General features: G+C 55.7%; 18 protein-coding genes and 1 pseudogene. 13 read left to right on the top strand and 6 right to left on the bottom strand.

The window, feature by feature from the left end; translation table 11 throughout:
• Positions 1–12 precede the first annotated feature (12 nt).
• The 6 genes from K3757_RS13915 (at position 13) to K3757_RS13890 (ending at position 7,595) form a co-directional block, all read left to right on the top strand.
• Positions 13–2,274: an efflux RND transporter periplasmic adaptor subunit gene (locus K3757_RS13915; protein WP_311201736.1), complete on the top strand. Its 2,262-nt coding sequence runs from the start codon at positions 13–15 to the stop codon at positions 2,272–2,274.
• Entirely contained in the window at positions 2,271–5,450 is a 3,180-nt protein-coding gene (locus tag K3757_RS13910) for an efflux RND transporter permease subunit (RefSeq protein ID WP_259996352.1), read from the top strand. Before K3757_RS13915 ends, K3757_RS13910 begins: the two co-directional genes overlap by 4 nt.
• Before the next feature lie 25 nt (positions 5,451–5,475).
• Entirely contained in the window at positions 5,476–5,835 is a 360-nt protein-coding gene (locus K3757_RS13905) for a copper-binding protein (protein WP_259996350.1), read from the top strand.
• Positions 5,836–5,906: 71 nt separating this feature from the next.
• Complete coding sequence (locus K3757_RS13900) at positions 5,907–6,335, top strand: cytochrome c (RefSeq protein WP_259996348.1); 429 nt, start codon at positions 5,907–5,909, stop codon at positions 6,333–6,335.
• A gap of 12 nt (positions 6,336–6,347) precedes the next feature.
• Positions 6,348–6,701, top strand: coding sequence for a copper resistance CopC family protein (locus K3757_RS13895; RefSeq protein WP_259996346.1), 354 nt, complete (start codon positions 6,348–6,350; stop codon positions 6,699–6,701).
• A gap of 6 nt (positions 6,702–6,707) precedes the next feature.
• Positions 6,708–7,595 (top strand): copper resistance D family protein, encoded by an 888-nt coding sequence (locus tag K3757_RS13890; protein ID WP_259996344.1) that lies wholly within the window; start codon positions 6,708–6,710, stop codon positions 7,593–7,595.
• Between the two features lie 312 nt (positions 7,596–7,907).
• On the opposite strand, the gene K3757_RS13885 is transcribed toward K3757_RS13890, so the two are convergent.
• From K3757_RS13885 to K3757_RS13860, 6 genes are all read right to left on the bottom strand, one after another.
• A complete protein-coding gene (locus tag K3757_RS13885) occupies positions 7,908–8,126 on the bottom strand; it encodes a hypothetical protein (protein WP_259996342.1) in 219 nt (72 codons plus the stop codon).
• 481 nt (positions 8,127–8,607) lie between these two features.
• Complete coding sequence (locus K3757_RS13880) at positions 8,608–9,213, bottom strand: sulfite oxidase heme-binding subunit YedZ (protein ID WP_259996340.1); 606 nt, start codon at positions 9,211–9,213, stop codon at positions 8,608–8,610.
• 97 nt (positions 9,214–9,310) lie between these two features.
• Positions 9,311–10,156, bottom strand: a complete 846-nt coding sequence (locus K3757_RS13875; RefSeq protein ID WP_259996338.1) for an NAD(P)H-binding protein — start codon at positions 10,154–10,156, stop codon at positions 9,311–9,313.
• A 55-nt stretch (positions 10,157–10,211) separates the two neighbouring features.
• Entirely contained in the window at positions 10,212–10,703 is a 492-nt protein-coding gene (locus K3757_RS13870; RefSeq protein WP_259996337.1) for a nuclear transport factor 2 family protein, read from the bottom strand.
• A 54-nt stretch (positions 10,704–10,757) separates the two neighbouring features.
• The gene (locus K3757_RS13865; RefSeq protein WP_259996335.1) at positions 10,758–11,228 is read right to left on the bottom strand and encodes an ester cyclase; all 471 of its coding nucleotides are present in this window, start codon (positions 11,226–11,228) and stop codon (positions 10,758–10,760) included.
• Between the two features lie 40 nt (positions 11,229–11,268).
• On the bottom strand, positions 11,269–11,562 hold the full coding sequence (locus K3757_RS13860) for a DUF2218 domain-containing protein (RefSeq protein ID WP_259996334.1): 294 nt from the start codon (positions 11,560–11,562) through the stop codon (positions 11,269–11,271).
• Between the two features lie 94 nt (positions 11,563–11,656).
• Between K3757_RS13860 and K3757_RS13855 the strand changes: the two genes are divergently transcribed.
• The 7 genes and pseudogenes from K3757_RS13855 (at position 11,657) to K3757_RS13825 (ending at position 16,946) form a co-directional block, all read left to right on the top strand.
• Positions 11,657–12,550 carry a LysR family transcriptional regulator gene (locus tag K3757_RS13855; protein ID WP_259996333.1) on the top strand — a complete coding sequence of 298 codons (894 nt, stop codon included), beginning with the start codon at positions 11,657–11,659 and terminating at the stop codon, positions 12,548–12,550.
• 131 nt (positions 12,551–12,681) lie between these two features.
• Positions 12,682–12,887 (top strand): annotated as a pseudogene (locus K3757_RS13850) (hypothetical protein); the annotation flags it as partial.
• A 357-nt stretch (positions 12,888–13,244) separates the two neighbouring features.
• A complete protein-coding gene (locus K3757_RS13845; protein ID WP_259996332.1) occupies positions 13,245–13,457 on the top strand; it encodes a DUF2892 domain-containing protein in 213 nt (70 codons plus the stop codon).
• A 1-nt stretch (position 13,458) separates the two neighbouring features.
• Complete coding sequence (locus tag K3757_RS13840; RefSeq protein ID WP_259996331.1) at positions 13,459–13,896, top strand: YeeE/YedE family protein; 438 nt, start codon at positions 13,459–13,461, stop codon at positions 13,894–13,896.
• Entirely contained in the window at positions 13,897–14,334 is a 438-nt protein-coding gene (locus K3757_RS13835) for a DUF6691 family protein (RefSeq protein ID WP_259996330.1), read from the top strand. It begins immediately after the preceding gene.
• 27 nt (positions 14,335–14,361) lie between these two features.
• Positions 14,362–15,246, top strand: coding sequence for an MBL fold metallo-hydrolase (locus tag K3757_RS13830; protein ID WP_259996329.1), 885 nt, complete (start codon positions 14,362–14,364; stop codon positions 15,244–15,246).
• Between the two features lie 20 nt (positions 15,247–15,266).
• Positions 15,267–16,946 (top strand): bifunctional protein tyrosine phosphatase family protein/NAD(P)/FAD-dependent oxidoreductase, encoded by a 1,680-nt coding sequence (locus K3757_RS13825; protein ID WP_259996328.1) that lies wholly within the window; start codon positions 15,267–15,269, stop codon positions 16,944–16,946.
• Positions 16,947–16,989: the final 43 nt, after the last annotated feature.

Genomic DNA, 16,989 nt, shown 5'->3' with positions numbered 1-16,989 from the left:
GGGGCTGCGTGATTGTTATTGATTGGAAACGGCTGTGCCTTTGGCGCAGTCGAGGTCGAGGTGACCATGAGTGGACGATATTCAGCCCTGAGTGTGCTTGCACTCTGCGTGGGCATTGGTGGCGGTGTTTTTCTGGAACGGTTGTATCTCAACCCTTCCGATATGGCAGGAAATGACGGGCCTGAAATCCTCTATTGGGTGGCCCCGATGGATGCGAATTTCCGCCAACCGGGTCCGGGGAAATCACCTATGGGAATGGACCTGATCCCTGTGATGGCGGGCCAGGAGCCCACTGGTGATCCGTCCGAAGTCATGCTCTCTGCGGCGGAGATCAATGCCATTGGCGTGCGCACTGCCATTGCGCAAACCTCCCAAATATCGGGAAGGATCGAGACAGTTGGGTTCGTTGGCTATGACGAGCATCTGACAAGCCATATCCATACCCGCGTGGATGGCTGGATCGAAGCGCTCAATGTACGCGCTGTCGGCGATCCGGTGCGCAAAGGCGATGTCCTTTTCGAGATGTTTTCCCAAGTGATTGGCTCCTCTTCATTTGATTTGCTGCGGGCCATTGATGCGGGCGATCAACGGATTATAGACGCCGCACGGGGCAAGCTGCGCAGCCACGGTATGTCTGACGCTCAGATCACCCGCATCGAGGAAACTGGTGAGGTCGCCCGTAATATCGAGGTGATTGCTCCGCAGGACGGCGTTGTCACTGGCCTTGAGGCCGCTGATGGCATGTTTCTCCAACCCGGGGTGCGGGCCGTCTCGCTGACTGACCTCAGCGCTGTCTGGCTTATTGTTGATGTGTTCGAGCGTGATATTGCGCGGATGACCGATGACATGCACGCTGTCGCAACCTTTGAGCATCTGCATGGGCGCACCTTTGAGGGCGTCATCGACTACGTTTATCCTGCGTTGGATGCGCAGACCCGCACGCTGCCTGTGCGATTGCGGTTCGATAACAGTGAGGGGCTTTTGCGCCCAAATATGTTCGGCAATGTGAGCCTGATCCCGAAAGAGACACGTATGGCGCTGACTGTGCCGACCGAGGCGATCATTCGTACCGGCACTGCAGAGCGGGTTATCCTCAAGACAGGTGAAGGCACTTTCAAGCCGCGCCTGATCACCACCGGCCTGCGCGATACCTTTGGCGGTGGCGGGCGTACCGAAGTTGTGCAGGGTCTGGCTGCGGGTGAGGAGGTTGTGTCCTCTGCACAATTCCTGATCGACAGCGAGAGTGCGTTGAGCGCTGGTTTAATGCGTATGGCGCCGACTGATGAGGCACCAGCACGCGGAACGGGTGAGCTGGTGGCTCTCGATCCCGAAACGCGTATTGCGACGATCCGGCATGCCGCGCTTGAGGCGTTGGATTGGCCTGCGATGACCTCACGCTTTGCGCTGCGCAGCGATATCGCACTGGAAAAGTTGCAGGTTGGCCAGCAGGTCGCATTCCGCGCAGCTCGAGGTGCGGACGGGCTTCTGAGCCTGATCGAGTTGGGCTCTGACGACGGAATCGCGGCAACCGGCAAGGGAAAGGTTCTGGCAGTCACCACAGACGGTAAGCTCACGATGGAGCATGACCCGATCCCTGAACTCGGTTGGCCTGCCATGCAGATGGACATGGATGTCGCGGGTATCGACGTGGGCGATGTAGCATTGAACCGGCCCGTCGAGTTCGACCTGACCAAGGGGGATGATGGTCTGTTCACCATCGTTGCTCTGCGCGGTGATGCGATGCCGATGAAGGCAGAGACGCCTACGGCCGAACCTGTGACACCAAAACCCGACGCCATGATCCCGCCGATCATCGTGTCTGGCACGATTGATGCGATAGACCCTGCGACAGGCATGGCCACCGTCACTCATGGTCCGATGATGGAGATCGGTATGCCCGGTATGACCATGGGCTTTGCGCTGGATGAGGCTCTGAACCCCGAAAGGCTGGTCATGGGCGAAGAGATGACGCTGACCTTTGCGCGCCCCGACGGGATGACGATGCTGCTTGCTGCGGCCGAGCCGGTAGTACCTCCAATGGAGGTGTTAGGGACAATCAACGCCGTTGATCCTGAAACAGGTATGGCGAATATAACCCACGGCCCGATGATGGAAATCGGTATGCCCGGCATGACGATGGACTTCGCACTTGATCCCATAGTCGACCCTAAAACTTTGCCTGTGGGTGAGGAGGTTGTGCTTCATCTACACCGCAACCCTGACTTCTCCATGACACTCAAAGGGGTCGCAACAGCGGCGGAGGTCGGGCAATGATAGCCGCCATCATTCGAGGCTCGATTGCCAACCGGATCATCATCCTTGCGTTGGCGATGATGATGGCCGTGACAGGCATCTGGGCGATCCGCACCACGCCTGTGGACGCGATCCCCGATCTGTCGGATGTGCAGGTAATCGTGCGGACGCCCTATGCGGGCCAAGCGCCTCAGGTCGTTGAGGATCAGATAACCTATCCCATCGCCACCGCGATGCTTGCTGTCCCGGGGGCCAGTGATGTGCGCGGATTTTCCTTCTTCGGGGATAGCTATGTCTATGTGGTTTTTGAGGATGGCACCGATCTTTATTGGGCGCGCACGCGGGTGCTGGAATACCTCGGTCAAATCACGGCAAACTTGCCGGAAGGTGTCTCACCCCAGCTGGGGCCGGATGCCACCGGCGTGGGCTGGATTTACCAATATGCCCTGATCGACCGCACGGGTGGTCATGATCTGGCACAGCTGCGCACCATTCAGGATTGGTTTCTTAAATACGAATTACAGACCGTTGATGGCGTGTCCGAGGTCGCCACCATCGGGGGCATGGTCAAGCAGTATCAGGTCGTGGTCGATCCCAACAAGTTACGCGCCTATGACATTACGCTGGCGCAGATTCAGGCCGCTATTCAGGGGGCTAACCGTGAGACGGGCGGCAGTGTGATCGAGATGGGCGAGGCCGAGTTTATGGTCCGCTCGACTGGTTATGTGGACGAGATCGCCGATTTGGCGAAAGCGCCGCTGATGGTTAATGCGCGTGGAGCCGCGATTACGCTCGGCGATGTGGCTGACATCCGGTTGGGGCCGGAAATGCGGCGTGGCGTGGGTGAGCTTGATGGTGAGGGTGATGCCGTCGGAGGCGTTGTGATCCTGCGCTGGGGCGGCAACGCACTTTCCACGATCAAGGCGGTAGAGACGCGGATCGACGAGCTGCGCCAAAGCCTTCCCGAGGGGGTCGAGATCGTGACGACCTATAACCGCGCGGGTGTAATCGAGCGGGCCATCGACAACCTGCAAAAGAAACTGACCGAGGAATTCATCGTCGTCATTCTGGTCTGTGCCGCGTTTTTGCTGCACGTCCGCTCCTCGTTGGTGATCCTGCTGTCGCTACCGCTGGGCATCTTCACGGCGTTTATCATCATGAAGCTGCAAGGCGTGAACGCCAACATCATGTCGCTCGGTGGGATCGCCATTGCCATTGGGGCGATGGTGGATGCAGCGATTGTGATGATCGAGGCGATGCATCGAAGGCTAGAGAAGGAAGCCCTTACAAACAAGAACCGCTGGCGGATTGTCACGGAATGCTGTGAGGAGGTGGGCCCTGCGCTGTTCTTTTCCCTCGCGATTATCGCGGTGAGCTTCCTGCCTGTGTTTGTGTTGGAAAGTCAGGAGGGACGGTTGTTCAAACCGCTTGCTTTTACAAAGACATACGCTATGGCCGCCGCCGCGATCCTGTCGATCACGTTGGTCCCCGTGCTCATGGGATATTTCGTGCGCGGACGCATCGTGCCGGAGCATCGCAACCCCCTCAACCGCTTGGTGATCTTTATCTATCGTCCATTCCTTGACGCGGCTGTCGCATGGCCTTGGGCCACGACGATGCTCGCTGGCATTCTGGTCGCTTCCATGTGGTGGCCGCTGCAACGTATCGGAACTGAATTTATGCCAGAGCTGAACGAGGGTGATTTCCTTTATATGCCATCACTCTATCCTGGCGTGTCCATCGGCAAAGCGCGTGAGGTGTTGCAACAGACCGACCGCCTGATCGCTACGGTGCCCGAAGTGCTGACGGTGCATGGCAAGCTGGGGCGTGCTGATACAGCGACAGACCCCGCACCGCTCACAATGATCGAGACGACGATCCAGCTCAAGCCCGAGGTAGACTGGCGCGAAGGGATGACCATGGATGGCATCCGGGCAGAACTGGACCGTGTGGTGCAAATTCCCGGTGTGACGAACGTCTGGATTCAGCCGATCAAGAACCGCATCGATATGCTGGCTACGGGCATCAAAACGCCTGTGGGGGTTAAGATTTCGGGCGCTGATCTGCGCGTAATCGAACAGATCGGCATCGAAGTGGAGCGGATCGCAGGCGGGATCGAGGGCACAACCTCGGCCTACGCTGAGCGGCCCATAGGCGGGCGGTTCATCGAGATTAACCCGGACCGCGAGACCGCTGCGCGATATATGATGAGCGTGCGCGACATTCAGGATGTGGTCCAGACAGCCATCGGGGGCATGCAGGTGTCGGAATCCGTCGAAGGGCTGGAACGTTTCCCGATCAATCTGCGCTATCCGCAGGATTGGCGCGACAGCCCCGAGCGGCTGCGCAACCTGCCTGTGGTCACACCGTCGGGCGCGCATATCCCGCTGGGCACACTGGCCGAGATCAATGTGGTCGATGGCCCAGGCATGATCCGGTCCGAGAATGCGCGCCGCACGGGGTTTGTGTTCATCGACATCACGGGCCGTGATCTGGGCGGCTATGTAGAGGAGGCGCGTGCGGCTGTGGCGGAGCAGGTTGTTCTGCCTTCAGGCTATTCGATCACATGGTCGGGCCAGTATGAGTACATCGAGCGAATGCAGGAACGGCTCAAACTGGTGGCACCTGCGACGCTGCTGATCATTACGCTGATGCTGTTCATGGCGTTCAACCGTGTGATCGAGGTGGGTATCATCCTTGCCGCGCTGCCTGTTGCTCTGGCGGGGGGGGTCTGGTTCCTGTGGTATCTCAGCTTTGATATCTCCGTGGCTGTGCTGGTGGGGTTCATCGCCCTTGCGGGTGTGGCTGTTGAGACAGCGATTGTCATGCTGCTTTACCTCAACCTTGCATGGGACAAGCGCCGCAAACAGGTCGCTGCTGAAAGGCGTGAGATGACCCCGTTGGATGTAGAGGAGGTTGTTTTTGATGGCGCACTGTTACGCGTGCGGCCCAAGGTAATGACCGTGGCTACCATCTTCGCGGGCCTCATCCCCATTATGTACGGCACTGGAACCGGCTCGGAGATCATGCAACGGATCGCCGCCCCGATGGTGGGGGGCATGGCCACTGCAACCCTGCTTACACTTTTTGTCATTCCATCGATCTTTGTGATCTGGAAGCGGCTTTCCCTCAAACGGGTTAACCGCGCCATGCTGCACCCCGATGAGCGGGACGCAGCACCTATGCCCGCCGAATAATCAACCCAAACTTAAAGGACTAATCATGAAAACTCTCTCCCTTGTACTCTGTGTTCTGGCTCTCGACGCACCGCTTGCCATGGCACAGATGACCCACTCCGGCACGGACCATTCCACGATGGACCATTCCAACATGACGATGAGCGACGAGAAGATAGAAGGCGCTGTGCATACCAAAGCTGTCGTAAACAGCTTTGGCGATGGCACGGCCAACGTCAGCCATGAGCCTATCCCTGACATCGGTTGGCCCGCGATGACGATGGACCTGACCCTGCTGCCGGATGCTAGGATGATGGGTGAAGTAGCGGAAGGGGATGCTGTCACTCTTATGCTGATCAAGGGCGAAGACGGCATGTATGCCATCGCCGCGATCATGGCTGAATGAACCCGGAACCGGGCTGGAGGCAGAGCCTCTGGCCCAGATGCCACTGAGGCAGCACAAAGGGAGAAATGACGATGCGCAAAATGAGTTTTATCGTGGCGATCAGTCTGTTGATTGTTGGGGGTTGGTGGATGTTCCTGAAGCCTCAGGAATTCGCAGAGCAAGCGAACAAAGCGGAAGGTGCAGCGATGGTCGACGTTATCCTGCCCGCAAGTTTCACCACACAAGAACAGATGGGCGAGGCTGCCTTCAACGCAAAATGCGCAGCTTGTCACGGTAATAGTGGCGCTGGTCGGGACGGCCTTGGGCCGCCCTTGATCCACAAAATTTATGAGCCAGGCCACCACGGCGACATGTCGTTCCAGCTGGCTGCGATGAATGGTGTCAGGGCGCACCACTGGGCCTTCGGGAACATGCCAGCCGTTGAGGGGATCACACCCTCTGATATAACAAACATCACGACATACGTCCGCGCGATCCAGCGCGCCAATGGAATCAATTAAGGAGTATCAGGTATGAACCGCACAACAATCTGTGCAGCACTTTTCGCGATTACATTTGGCATTGGACAAGCAGCGGCACATTCGAAAAAGGAGATGACGCAGCCTGTGAATGGTGCCGTCCTTGAGGCTTCGCCCGAAGCGATTGAAATGAAATTCAGCATGCCGATCCGCATCACGCTGATTACCCTTACCGATCAGGACAGCGTGACCCATGAGGTGATCCGCACGGACAATATGCAACCCGTCTCAGAGTTCAGCGCAGCCGTTCCTGTTTTGCCAACAGGCCTCTATTCTGTTGCGTGGCGCGGGTTGGCGGATGACGGCCACCCGATGCAAGGGGAGTTCAGCTTTGAAGTGTCCGAGTAACCAGTCATGCTGAGCGCGATAGCCTCTGTCGATGTCCTGACATGGATTTCCATCTGCATTAAGGCGCTGGTCTATGCGACCTCCCTGACAGCAGCGGGTACCGTCTTATGCAGCATCTTCCTACATGCTCTTCCGGCGTCCGAGGTTGCTGCGCTTAAACGGTTCACCGTATGGCTGGCTCTTGCCGCGGCTGTCCTGTCGCTCATTCGGATACCACTGCGAGCAAGTTTTTTGACGGGTGGCACATGGCAAGGAGCAACAGATCCAATGATCCTCGGCATGGTTGCGCAGAGCCCCTTGGGAATAAGTGTTGCTGTCCGGATGATCGGTCTTGCATTGATCCTTACCGTGCTTGTTCCCGCCCGCCGGGGCCGGATCGCAGCGGGTCTTGGAGCTCTCCTTGTTGCTGTGTCATTTGCTCTGCGGGGGCATGCTTTGGAAGAACCGCGGCTCCTGCTGGGTGTGCTGATCACCTTGCACCTGCTTGGGCTGGCCTTCTGGATCGGTGCGTTTATGCCCTTATACCGTGTGACCGGAATGGACGCTAAGGATGACGCGGGCAGGCTCGCCCATGAATTCGGCCGCAAAGCGATCTATGTTGTCGGCAGTCTTACCGTCGCAGGCGGCATCACTCTTTCGCTCTTGACCGGCAACATGCTTGCTGCGGTCTCTACACCTTACGGCCAGTTTTTCCTGCTGAAGCTTGGCGGTTTTTTAGCTATCATTACTCTTGCTGCATGGAACAAAATGCAGCTCACCCCCGCTTTGCAACGTGGTGATCCCGCAGCCCGCTGCAAGCTGCGAAGGTCCATCAGGTGGGAGGCGACGTTTATCTTACTTGTTCTTTTGGTGACGGCTACGCTGACGACAATTAGCGCACCTATTGTTCTCTGAAATTGCGCTGTGTGCACCGTCGAGACTAATTGAATCTTTCAAGTCAAAGACGCAGGAGGCCCGGTTTATTGAGGGTGTTTTTCGTGGTTGGAGCTATGTTGTCCATGTTTCTGATGGCGACTTCTTCAATCGCGGTACCCACTAATCTTCAGCCAGGCAAAAGGATAACATCGTCCGGCGACTGGAGCATCGTGATGCAGTAGTCGTGGCAGAGAACGTGTTTATCATCGGAGATGCCTGCACTCTAATTACTGGAACCAAGAACGCTTGGTTGAGTATTGGCTTCACAGCGGACTTTGTGAATGCACCAGTTTACACAAACGTTTGAGGCAATTCGCGCCGGAGCCGTACTATCCAGCTGAGCAGCGGTGGATCAAAAATCGTGATGGCAGATGCAGTCATCGGCAGCGGGTTCATCCAGACTTCACTCCCGCCAAACGAAGCCCCCGTGAAGTCCTTGCGCATGCCTGCAGAGGCGCGCAAATAAATGCACAAGTTAGAATTGAGGCGAATACCTGAGGAAAAGCTCATGGCAATGGTCTCGGGGCGTCGATTGGAAGCTTCATTGGATCGTTCAATTCAATGTAGCCGAAAGTCCATGGACTAAGGGCGAGCGTGGGCTTAGGTCGGTGTCACGCTCGAATCCTATTGTAGCATCAAGGCAGATCTCACTTTATTCACTTGCTGCAGACATGCGTCGGATGTTTAGTTTCGGTGTTGCGGCAAGCGGATGAAAAGGCACCGCAAACCGGTTATAAAATAAAACATCCATTGCTGTTCGATAGCGAGCAGCGGTTTTGTCCCACGCAGCCGTCATCCAACCCATCTTGAGCAATGCGCTTGCAGCCTAGGTCTCCTTCGAGCCCACTCCGCCCGATGCTGCTTGCTCCGTGAATGGCTGCTTCAGAATCGAACCTGAGCCAAATGTAGTATAAAACCCAACACAACGCTTGTAATCTCGTGCTTGGCAAATCGCATTGAGCGAGCCGTTCATCCCTCTTGTTCTTTCCGGTCAAACCAGCCGGGCCCGCTGGCGGCGCAAATTGTGACCCAGCCGATAGGCCTCCAGCACAATCAGTGGCACAAAATGCACCATTGCAGCACCAACCCCGCCCCAATCATGCAGCGCTGCCCAATGCAGAAGCGTTAGCACCGCCGCACCGTACACGAAGCGCTGAAGCGTTTTCCATTGAGGTCCCAGTTTGCGAACCCAGCCGTCGGTCGATGTGACGGCCAAGGGCACGAAGATCAGGAAGGCAAGCCAGCCCGTCCAGATGTAGAGCTTGGAGATTTCGCCGACCGTGAAGGCGATCGCGCCTTCGTCCAGAAGGTACAAGGCTGTATGTGCCAAGGCATAGGCAAATGCCGCAACGCCAAGATACCGCCGCCGTTTCATCAACCAGCGCGGTCCACGCCAACCTGTGAACAGCATCACCAACGGCGTGATCATCATCGCGATGATCATGAACCGTGCCGCAAATTCACCGGTTGGGTGCAGCAATTGATGGACCACTTTTGGATCGCCGGAGGTCAGGCCGATCACCATTGGAATGGCGGGCAAACTCAAAATACCCCAAAAGGTATAGGGTGAGTTGAAGAACGACTTTATTGGGGACATTGAAGTTGCTTTCGTTACCATTTTGCAAAACAGTGCAGTCAGTTTGCAGCGCCTAAGAAAAGTATCGCGATATCGGGATCACCCAGAATGTGCTTTTTCAGCCCGTGAGTGATCCGAAATAGTCGGCCCAGCTTTGGTGAGCTCTGCCAGCAACCGCTTCAAAATCGCTGGGCACATCGTAAATACCACGACGAATACCCTCATATATGCCGCCGATGATTGGGCCCAGGAAATCCCCCAACTCGGCTGTGCGATCCGCGACGTACTCTTCTGGCGTCATTTCGCGATAGGTCAGCGACGTGCCGAATGCATCGTTCAAGTAATCGGTAAGCTCGGCTTGACTGATGGGAGTACCCCATAGGTTAAACGTCTGGCCGTTGAAGCTATCATTGGTCAAAAGGCCAGCGTAGGCATGGGCCAACTCAGAACGGGTTGTGTAGCCGCATTTGCCCGCACCGGCGCTGTTGGCGATCTCGGCTCTGGCTTTGTAGCTGTCGATATATTCCATGTCCGGCTCGACATAGATACCGTTCCGTCCGATGGCATAGGCAAGCCCGCTGTCGCGCACATCGGCCTCGGTCTGGCGGTTGCTTTGCACGACGGGGGAAAAGGCTGTGCCCTCTTCTGCCCCTTGAATGCTGGTATAAACGATCTTCCTCACACCTGCGGCCTTCGCGGCCTCAATGACATTTCGGTGCTGCTGAATACGGGCATCAGGGGCGTCCATGCCGGACACCAGCAGCAAGGTATCGACGCCCTTTAGTGATGCGCGCAATTGCTCTGGTTGTCCATAATCACTGGCACGGATTTCGATGCCAAGACCCTCTGCGTTCGCCGGGGTGCGGGCAAGGCCAATGATGGTCTCACTAGCTGTAGATTTGATCAGATTGCGGGCGATTGCTCCGCCAAGTTGGCCGGATACGGCAGTTACTGCGATCGTCATTGGCATGCTCCTTTACTGCACAGAACGGGCGCAGTGGGCGCCCGCTGTTTTTGTCTTAACCGTGGTAGGCTTGGCTGACCGCAAAGCTGTCTTCGAACCAGTTCCACAGCACTACTTGGCCATCGCGCACCTTGGCACGCAGTGCGAATGTAAATTCGCCGATTTCCTTACCGCTGTGGGTTGTGATGCCATTCATTCGACCAAACACGGCAACTGTATCGCCCGAGGCGAAGGCGTCGGTGTTTTCCCATTTGGTGGTCTGGAAGTTGGCTGAAAAGACGCCAAGGAATTCGAATATAGCTTCTTTGCCGACCGTCTCGCCAACCCAAGGCAGTGTCGTGTCGCCTTCGCTGTGCCAGACCATGTCATCAGCCATCAGGGTGCCCATCTTGTCCATGTCGCCACTGCCCATTGCGCCCATAAAGGCCATGACAGTGTCAAAGCTGGCTTGTGTTTTCTCGTCCATGTCTTGTGCTCCAACTTGTGTGCCAAGGATCAGCGCAAGCGACGCGCCGAGGGATGTTTTGAGTAAAGTTCTACGGTGCATGATGTCCTCCTACGGGGGGTAGGCCCAGATTTCTCTGGGCCGTTACATATTGATTTATTTGCCCGAAAGCTGTTGCAGCGCGCCTGCCCAGTCTTCGACGTGGTAGGTGCGGGCAATGACGCCGTCTTCCAACTCGTGGATGTCGATGGTCATGATGTCAAAGCTGCGGCCTTGGCCATCAACGCCAAAGAAGGGTGCCACTGGCGTGCCGGTTGCACGGCTGCGCACAACGAAGGTGTCGCCGTCTTGGTGAATGTCCTGAATGGCCCAGTTCAGGTCTGGCATCAGCTGTGCAAAGCCGCCCACCTGACCGAGAAACGCCTCGCGGGTTTTGTTGTTGCCTGAATAATCGCCCACGCTGGTCCACTCCTCAGAAGTTGCAGCTTCGAATGCGGCGACGTGTTCTGCGGAACCCGGGTTGCTGAGCAGATCGTAGAACGTTGTCACTGTGGCTTTGTCGTCGGCGAATGCACCTGTGGCGAGAGTTGCGAGGGCGGCGGAGGCGAAGAGCGATTTAAGATTCATGATGTTTTCCAGTTTTGATAAGGGGCGTGTGAGTAAAGGGTTAGGCAGAAATGACGGGCTGCCAGTCGATCTTTGGATTTTCGCGGAAGGCGAACCGTTCAAGATGGCTGCCGATCACACGGCATGTTTTAGTAAGGTCGCTTTGAGTTTCGGCGCTGACTGTGAGGTCAAGAACACCGTGGTCGGCAGTCAAATCACACTGGCCAAACGGGAACTTGATCAGACCAGCCTCAGGATCATACTGCACGTCAAACTTGTGCGCGAAATGCTTGCAGAGTTGCTGCAAGTAACCGCTGGCCCGTTCGGTTGTGAATTTTGCGTTGCTTCTAAACATTGCTGTCTCCTGCGTGTTGAACACAGAAATAGACAGAACGCGCCTTTGTGATTATCCCACAAGTTAAGAAATCATTATTACAGGAATTGGAAAGATGATCGAAGATTACCGCAGCCTCGCCGTCTTTGTCGCAATTGCCGATACGGGAAGCCTGAGTGCGGCGGGACGTCGGTTGAAACTTTCTACCTCGGTCATAAGCCACCACCTGTCGCGATTGGAAGAACGTCAGGGCGTCACGCTGTTCTTTCGCTCAACGCGGTCCATGTCTTTGACGCCCGAAGGCCAAATCGCCCTTGATCCAGCCCGCCGCATGGTCGCCGCAGGAGAAGAGGCTTTGGACGCGATTCATGCCGGTAACGAGGAACCCGTCGGCGCGCTGCATGTTGCGATGCCCGCTTTCGGTGAGCACAGCAAACTGCATCAGGCGCTTTGGGGATTTGCACAGATGCACCCGATGGTCGCCATATCGCTTCATTGCAGTGACATGCCGACTGATCTGGTAAAGGATGGGTTTGATCTGGCGATCCGGTTGGGCACTTTACGCAGCAGCAGCCTTAAAAGCCGCCGTATTGCAAATTTTGAGCGCTTGCTTGTCGCTTCGCCGGACTATCTGTCCACGCGCGAGCCCATTGCAGTGCCGCAAGATCTGGAGGCACATGACTTTATCTCAGTCACGCAGATTCCATCGATGATGACGATGGAACGCAAAGACCAATCAGTGAACATCACCCCGGCCAACATACGCATTGAGGTGAACACCGTAAATGCCGCCAGGGCTGCGGTGCTGGCCGGACTTGGTATCTGGCACTTGCCGCGCAGCGTGATCGAACAGGAGGTAACCCAAGGTCGTTTGGTGCGCGTTCTGCCAGACTGGAACCTTCCTACATTGGGTATTTACGCTGTTTGGCCGGACATCGGACCGCAAAAAGCGCTGACACGACGTTTGATTGATCACCTTATAGCGCATCGTTCAGATTTGATGTTGTGAACTTCACATCAAACTCCGCTTACTCGTTGCCGGGCTTGAACAACCCATCGGGCCTATATGACATGCTGCGGCTTAAAAAGCGGGGGCGGTGGTAGCTGCTGACATGCATGATAGCTTGTAGAGAGATCGTTCATCTGCTGAAACGTGAGCGGATCAAGCGGCGAACCTATATCACCCGTGACGCAGCAAGGCGGGACGCCTTCGAATACCTCGGATATTCAAAAAACCGACACGCAAGCACACAAACAAAGGCATGCTGTCGCCCGTTTCCTTTGAAGCAGAACAGAAGAAATCAAGAATGCAGGCGTCTAGGACACTAGGGCGATCTCCGATCTGAACTTTGCACAACTGTAGAGTTGAAGCCCATTTTCGGGTCTTTCACCGCGATCTAACGCTGTCTGTGGTTCCGTAGTGAAGCTTGAAATGCAGGGAAGATGCCTGGCGTTGGACCGCTGCGACCAACTTAATAAGGCGCAAGTTTCAGCCCTATTAAGATCCGGTATGGAAACGGTGAAGCGTCAGATGACCGACAATACCGCAGGCGCGTTTGCGGTTTTTGAGGCCAATGCGTGCCATCTCCGCGGGTCTGATTTCAAGAAAAATGAAAAAATTTCACCCCTAAGTGACAATATCACAAAACTCCGCGCGGCGAGGGTCTATTCATAAATGTGGATATGATTCTGGAGGAACCATTATGACTGTCAATGTTGGAACGCTCGATCGATACCTTCGTGCCGCTTTGGGCGTGGTGCTGCTGATACTTGCGTTTGCAAGCGGCCTGCCGCTGTTTGAGGGTGGCTTTGTGAAATACGCGGCTGTTGTGATCGGCCTTGTGATGATCGTCACTGCGGCAATTCGTATATGCCCGCTTTATTCGATCTTCGGCATTAAAACTTGCGGGATGTAAGATGATGGAAACTGTATTTACCCCTTGGATGTCATTGGGCGGCGGCGTGCTGATTGGCGTCGCGGCCACTTTGCTCATGTTATTTTTGGGTCGCATCATGGGTGCCACTGGCATTCTTGCCGGTGTCGTCTCCCCTTCATCGGCTCAGGATTTCTCTTGGCGCGCAGCCGTTCTGGCAGGCATGGTTAGTGGACCGGCGTTGATCTTTTTCCTGACGGGGCAGATGCCTGCGGTGCAGGTGCCTGTCTCTACAGGAATGCTTCTGGTTGGCGGTTTGATCGTTGGCGTGGGCGTCACACTTGGGTCCGGCTGTACATCAGGCCACGGTGTCTGCGGCATGGCGCGGCTTTCGCCACGTTCGTTCATGGCCACCATAACATTCATGATCTTTACTTTCGCGACGGTCTACATCGTGCGCCACGTTCTGGGAGCAGCATAAATGCGTATCATAACAGCATATCTTATTGGCCTCGTCTTTGGTGTCGGCATCGCGATTTCCGGCATGGCAAACCCTGCAAAGGTGCTCAACTTCTTTGATATTGCAGGAAGCTGGGATCCCTCTTTGGTGTTTGTAATGGGTGGCGCAGTTATCACCACATTCATCGGCTATAAGCTGGTGTTTGGACGCGGCACGCCTATCATCGAGGATAGCTTCCAGCTGCCCACCAACAACAAGATCGACCTCAAGCTTTTGGGTGGCTCTGCCATCTTTGGCATCGGCTGGGGCATCGCGGGCTTTTGTCCGGGTGGCGCTTTGCCGGCGCTTGGCACCGGCCGCTGGGAAGTCTTTGCCTTCACGCTGGCGCTGTTGGGCGGGATTTTCCTTGCCAAGTTTCTGCAATCCTTAGCAGCGCGCAAAGCGCAATCTGCTGCCTAGCCCCTTGAACGGAAAAGGAGAAAAATCATGACTGAGTATCCTATCAATATGGACGTGAAACCCGAAGTCACCGGTTATTTTGACGAAGCCACCAACACCATCAGTTACATTGTAAAGGACCCGACATCGGATTCCTGTGCGATCGTCGATAGCGTGATGGATATCGACTATTCTGCCGGCAGGATCACCTATGCCCATGCCGACAACCTGATCGAAACGATCAAATCGCGCGGTCTGAAGCTTGAATGGATCATCGAAACACATGTCCATGCCGATCACCTCTCTGCCGCGCCTTACATACAGGAACAGCTGGGTGGCAAAATTGGCGTCGGTGCCAAGATCATGGTCGTGCAGGAAACCTTCGGGAAAATCTTCAACGAAGGCACAGAGTTCCAGCGTGACGGCAGCCAGTTCGATGCGCTGTTCGAGGATGGCGATACTTATAAGATCGGTAACATGGAAGCCTTTGCGATCTATACACCTGGGCACACACCAGCTTGCATGGTGCATGTGATGGGCAATGCTGCCTTCACAGGTGATACGCTGTTTATGCCGGATGGTGGGTCTGCCCGCGCCGATTTCCCCGGAGGGGACGCAGGCGTTCTCTATGACAGCATCCAGAAGGTCTTGGCCCTGCCGGATGATATGCGTCTGTTTATGTGCCATGACTATGGCCCCAACGGCCGTGACATCCAGTGGGAAACAACTGTTGGCGAAGAGAAAGCGCACAACATCCATGTGGGTGGTGGAAAATCGAAAGAAGAGTTCGTCAAGTTCCGTACAGAGCGGGATGCGCAACTTGCTGTGCCCAAGCTCATCATTCCATCGCTGCAAATTAACATGCGTGCTGGTGAAATCCCGCGCGATAAAGACGGCAATCCAATGCTCAAAGTTCCGGTTAACGGGCTTTAAAGCAGATTGGGGAATAAGACATGGAACTTAAACGCATTTCCTCGGAGCTGACAGTCAGCCCCCAGATATCAGCGTCCGACGTGGAAACCCTTAAAGCAAAGGGTTTCCGCGCAATTATCTGCAACCGGCCGGACGGCGAAGGGGCTGATCAACCGAGCTTTGAAGAAATCCGCAGTGCCGCAGAAAAGGTCGGCATGGAAGCGCGCTATATCCCGATCACGGCAGGCATGGTGCGTGACGAGGACGCAGAACTGTTTGGCGCGGCTCTTGATGAAATGCCCGGACCGGTTTTTGCTTATTGTCGCAGCGGCACAAGGTCCGCCACAATGTGGTCACTTGCCAAAGCGAAATCCCTGCCAATGGCCGAGATTTTGGGTGCGACCAAGGCGGCTGGATATGACATGAACGGTGTCGCGCGGCGCATTGCCAACGGGGGGAAAACTCCCACCGATACAGGCGATGCCAAATACGACGTGGTGATCGTCGGTGGCGGGGCAGGCGGGATATCTGTCGCCGCCAGCCTCAAGTCGCGCGCGCCTGATGTTTCTATAGCGATCATTGATCCTGCCGATGTGCATTACTACCAGCCCGGTTGGACCATGGTAGGTGGCGGCATTTTCGACGCGCAAGACACGGCCAAAACCATGGCATCTTTGATCCCGAAGGGCGTTAAATGGATCAAAGCCGCCGTTGCTGCGTTCGAACCTGCGAACAACGCTGTTATTCTGGATGGCTGCCGTGTGGTGAAATATGATCGTCTGGTTGTTTGCCCGGGGATCAAGTTGGCTTGGGATAAGATCGAAGGTCTTGAAGAGACACTGGGGCGCAATGGCGTGACGTCCAACTACCGGTATGATCTGGCACCTTACACGTGGCAGTTGGTACAGGAACTGCGCAATGGGCGCGCATTGTTTACCCAGCCTCCGATGCCGATCAAATGCGCCGGTGCGCCGCAAAAGGCGATGTATCTGTCCGGTGATGCATGGTTCCGGCGTGGTGTACTCAAAGACATCGACATCCAGTTCATGAACGCCGGTGGCGTGTTGTTCGGGGTTAAAGACTATGTTCCGGCGCTGGAGAACTATGTCGATAAATACGGTGTGACACTGAATTTCTTTCACAACCTTGTTGCGGTTGATGGCCCTGCGAAAACAGCAACATTCGAAGTGTCCAAGCCCGATACAGCGCCAACGCGGATCGAGGTTGAATTCGACATGATGCACGTCTGCCCGCCCCAGGTTGCACCTGATTTTATCAGCGTGTCACCGCTTGCGGATGCGGCGGGGTGGGTTGATGTGGATCAGGCAACTTTGCGTCACAAAACCTATGACAACATCTGGTCTCTTGGTGATGTGATGAATGCGCCGAACGCGAAAACAGCTGCTGCTGCGCGCAAGCAAGCGCCGACAGTTGCCGATAACATTGTCGCAGACATGGCGGGCAAGTCCGCTGTTTCGCAATATGACGGCTACGGGTCCTGCCCATTAACCGTAGAGCGCGGCAAAATTGTTCTGGCCGAGTTTGGCTATGGTGGCGTTCTGTTGCCCAGCTTCCCATCCTTTCTTGTGGACGGGACCAAGCCATCTCGTGCCGCGTGGTTCCTGAAGGAAAAATTGCTGCCGCCGATTTATTGGCAGGCCATGCTGAAAGGGAAGGAATGGATGGCAAAGCCGGAAAAGATCAAAGCGGCGGCAGAATAATATGAAACAGCGCGGCCTGTTCATAGGCCGCGTCATACACAGG

Source organism: Sulfitobacter sp. S223, assembly GCF_025143825.1.
GTDB lineage: Bacteria > Pseudomonadota > Alphaproteobacteria > Rhodobacterales > Rhodobacteraceae > Sulfitobacter.
This window is presented reverse-complemented; position numbering and strand designations above follow the sequence as displayed.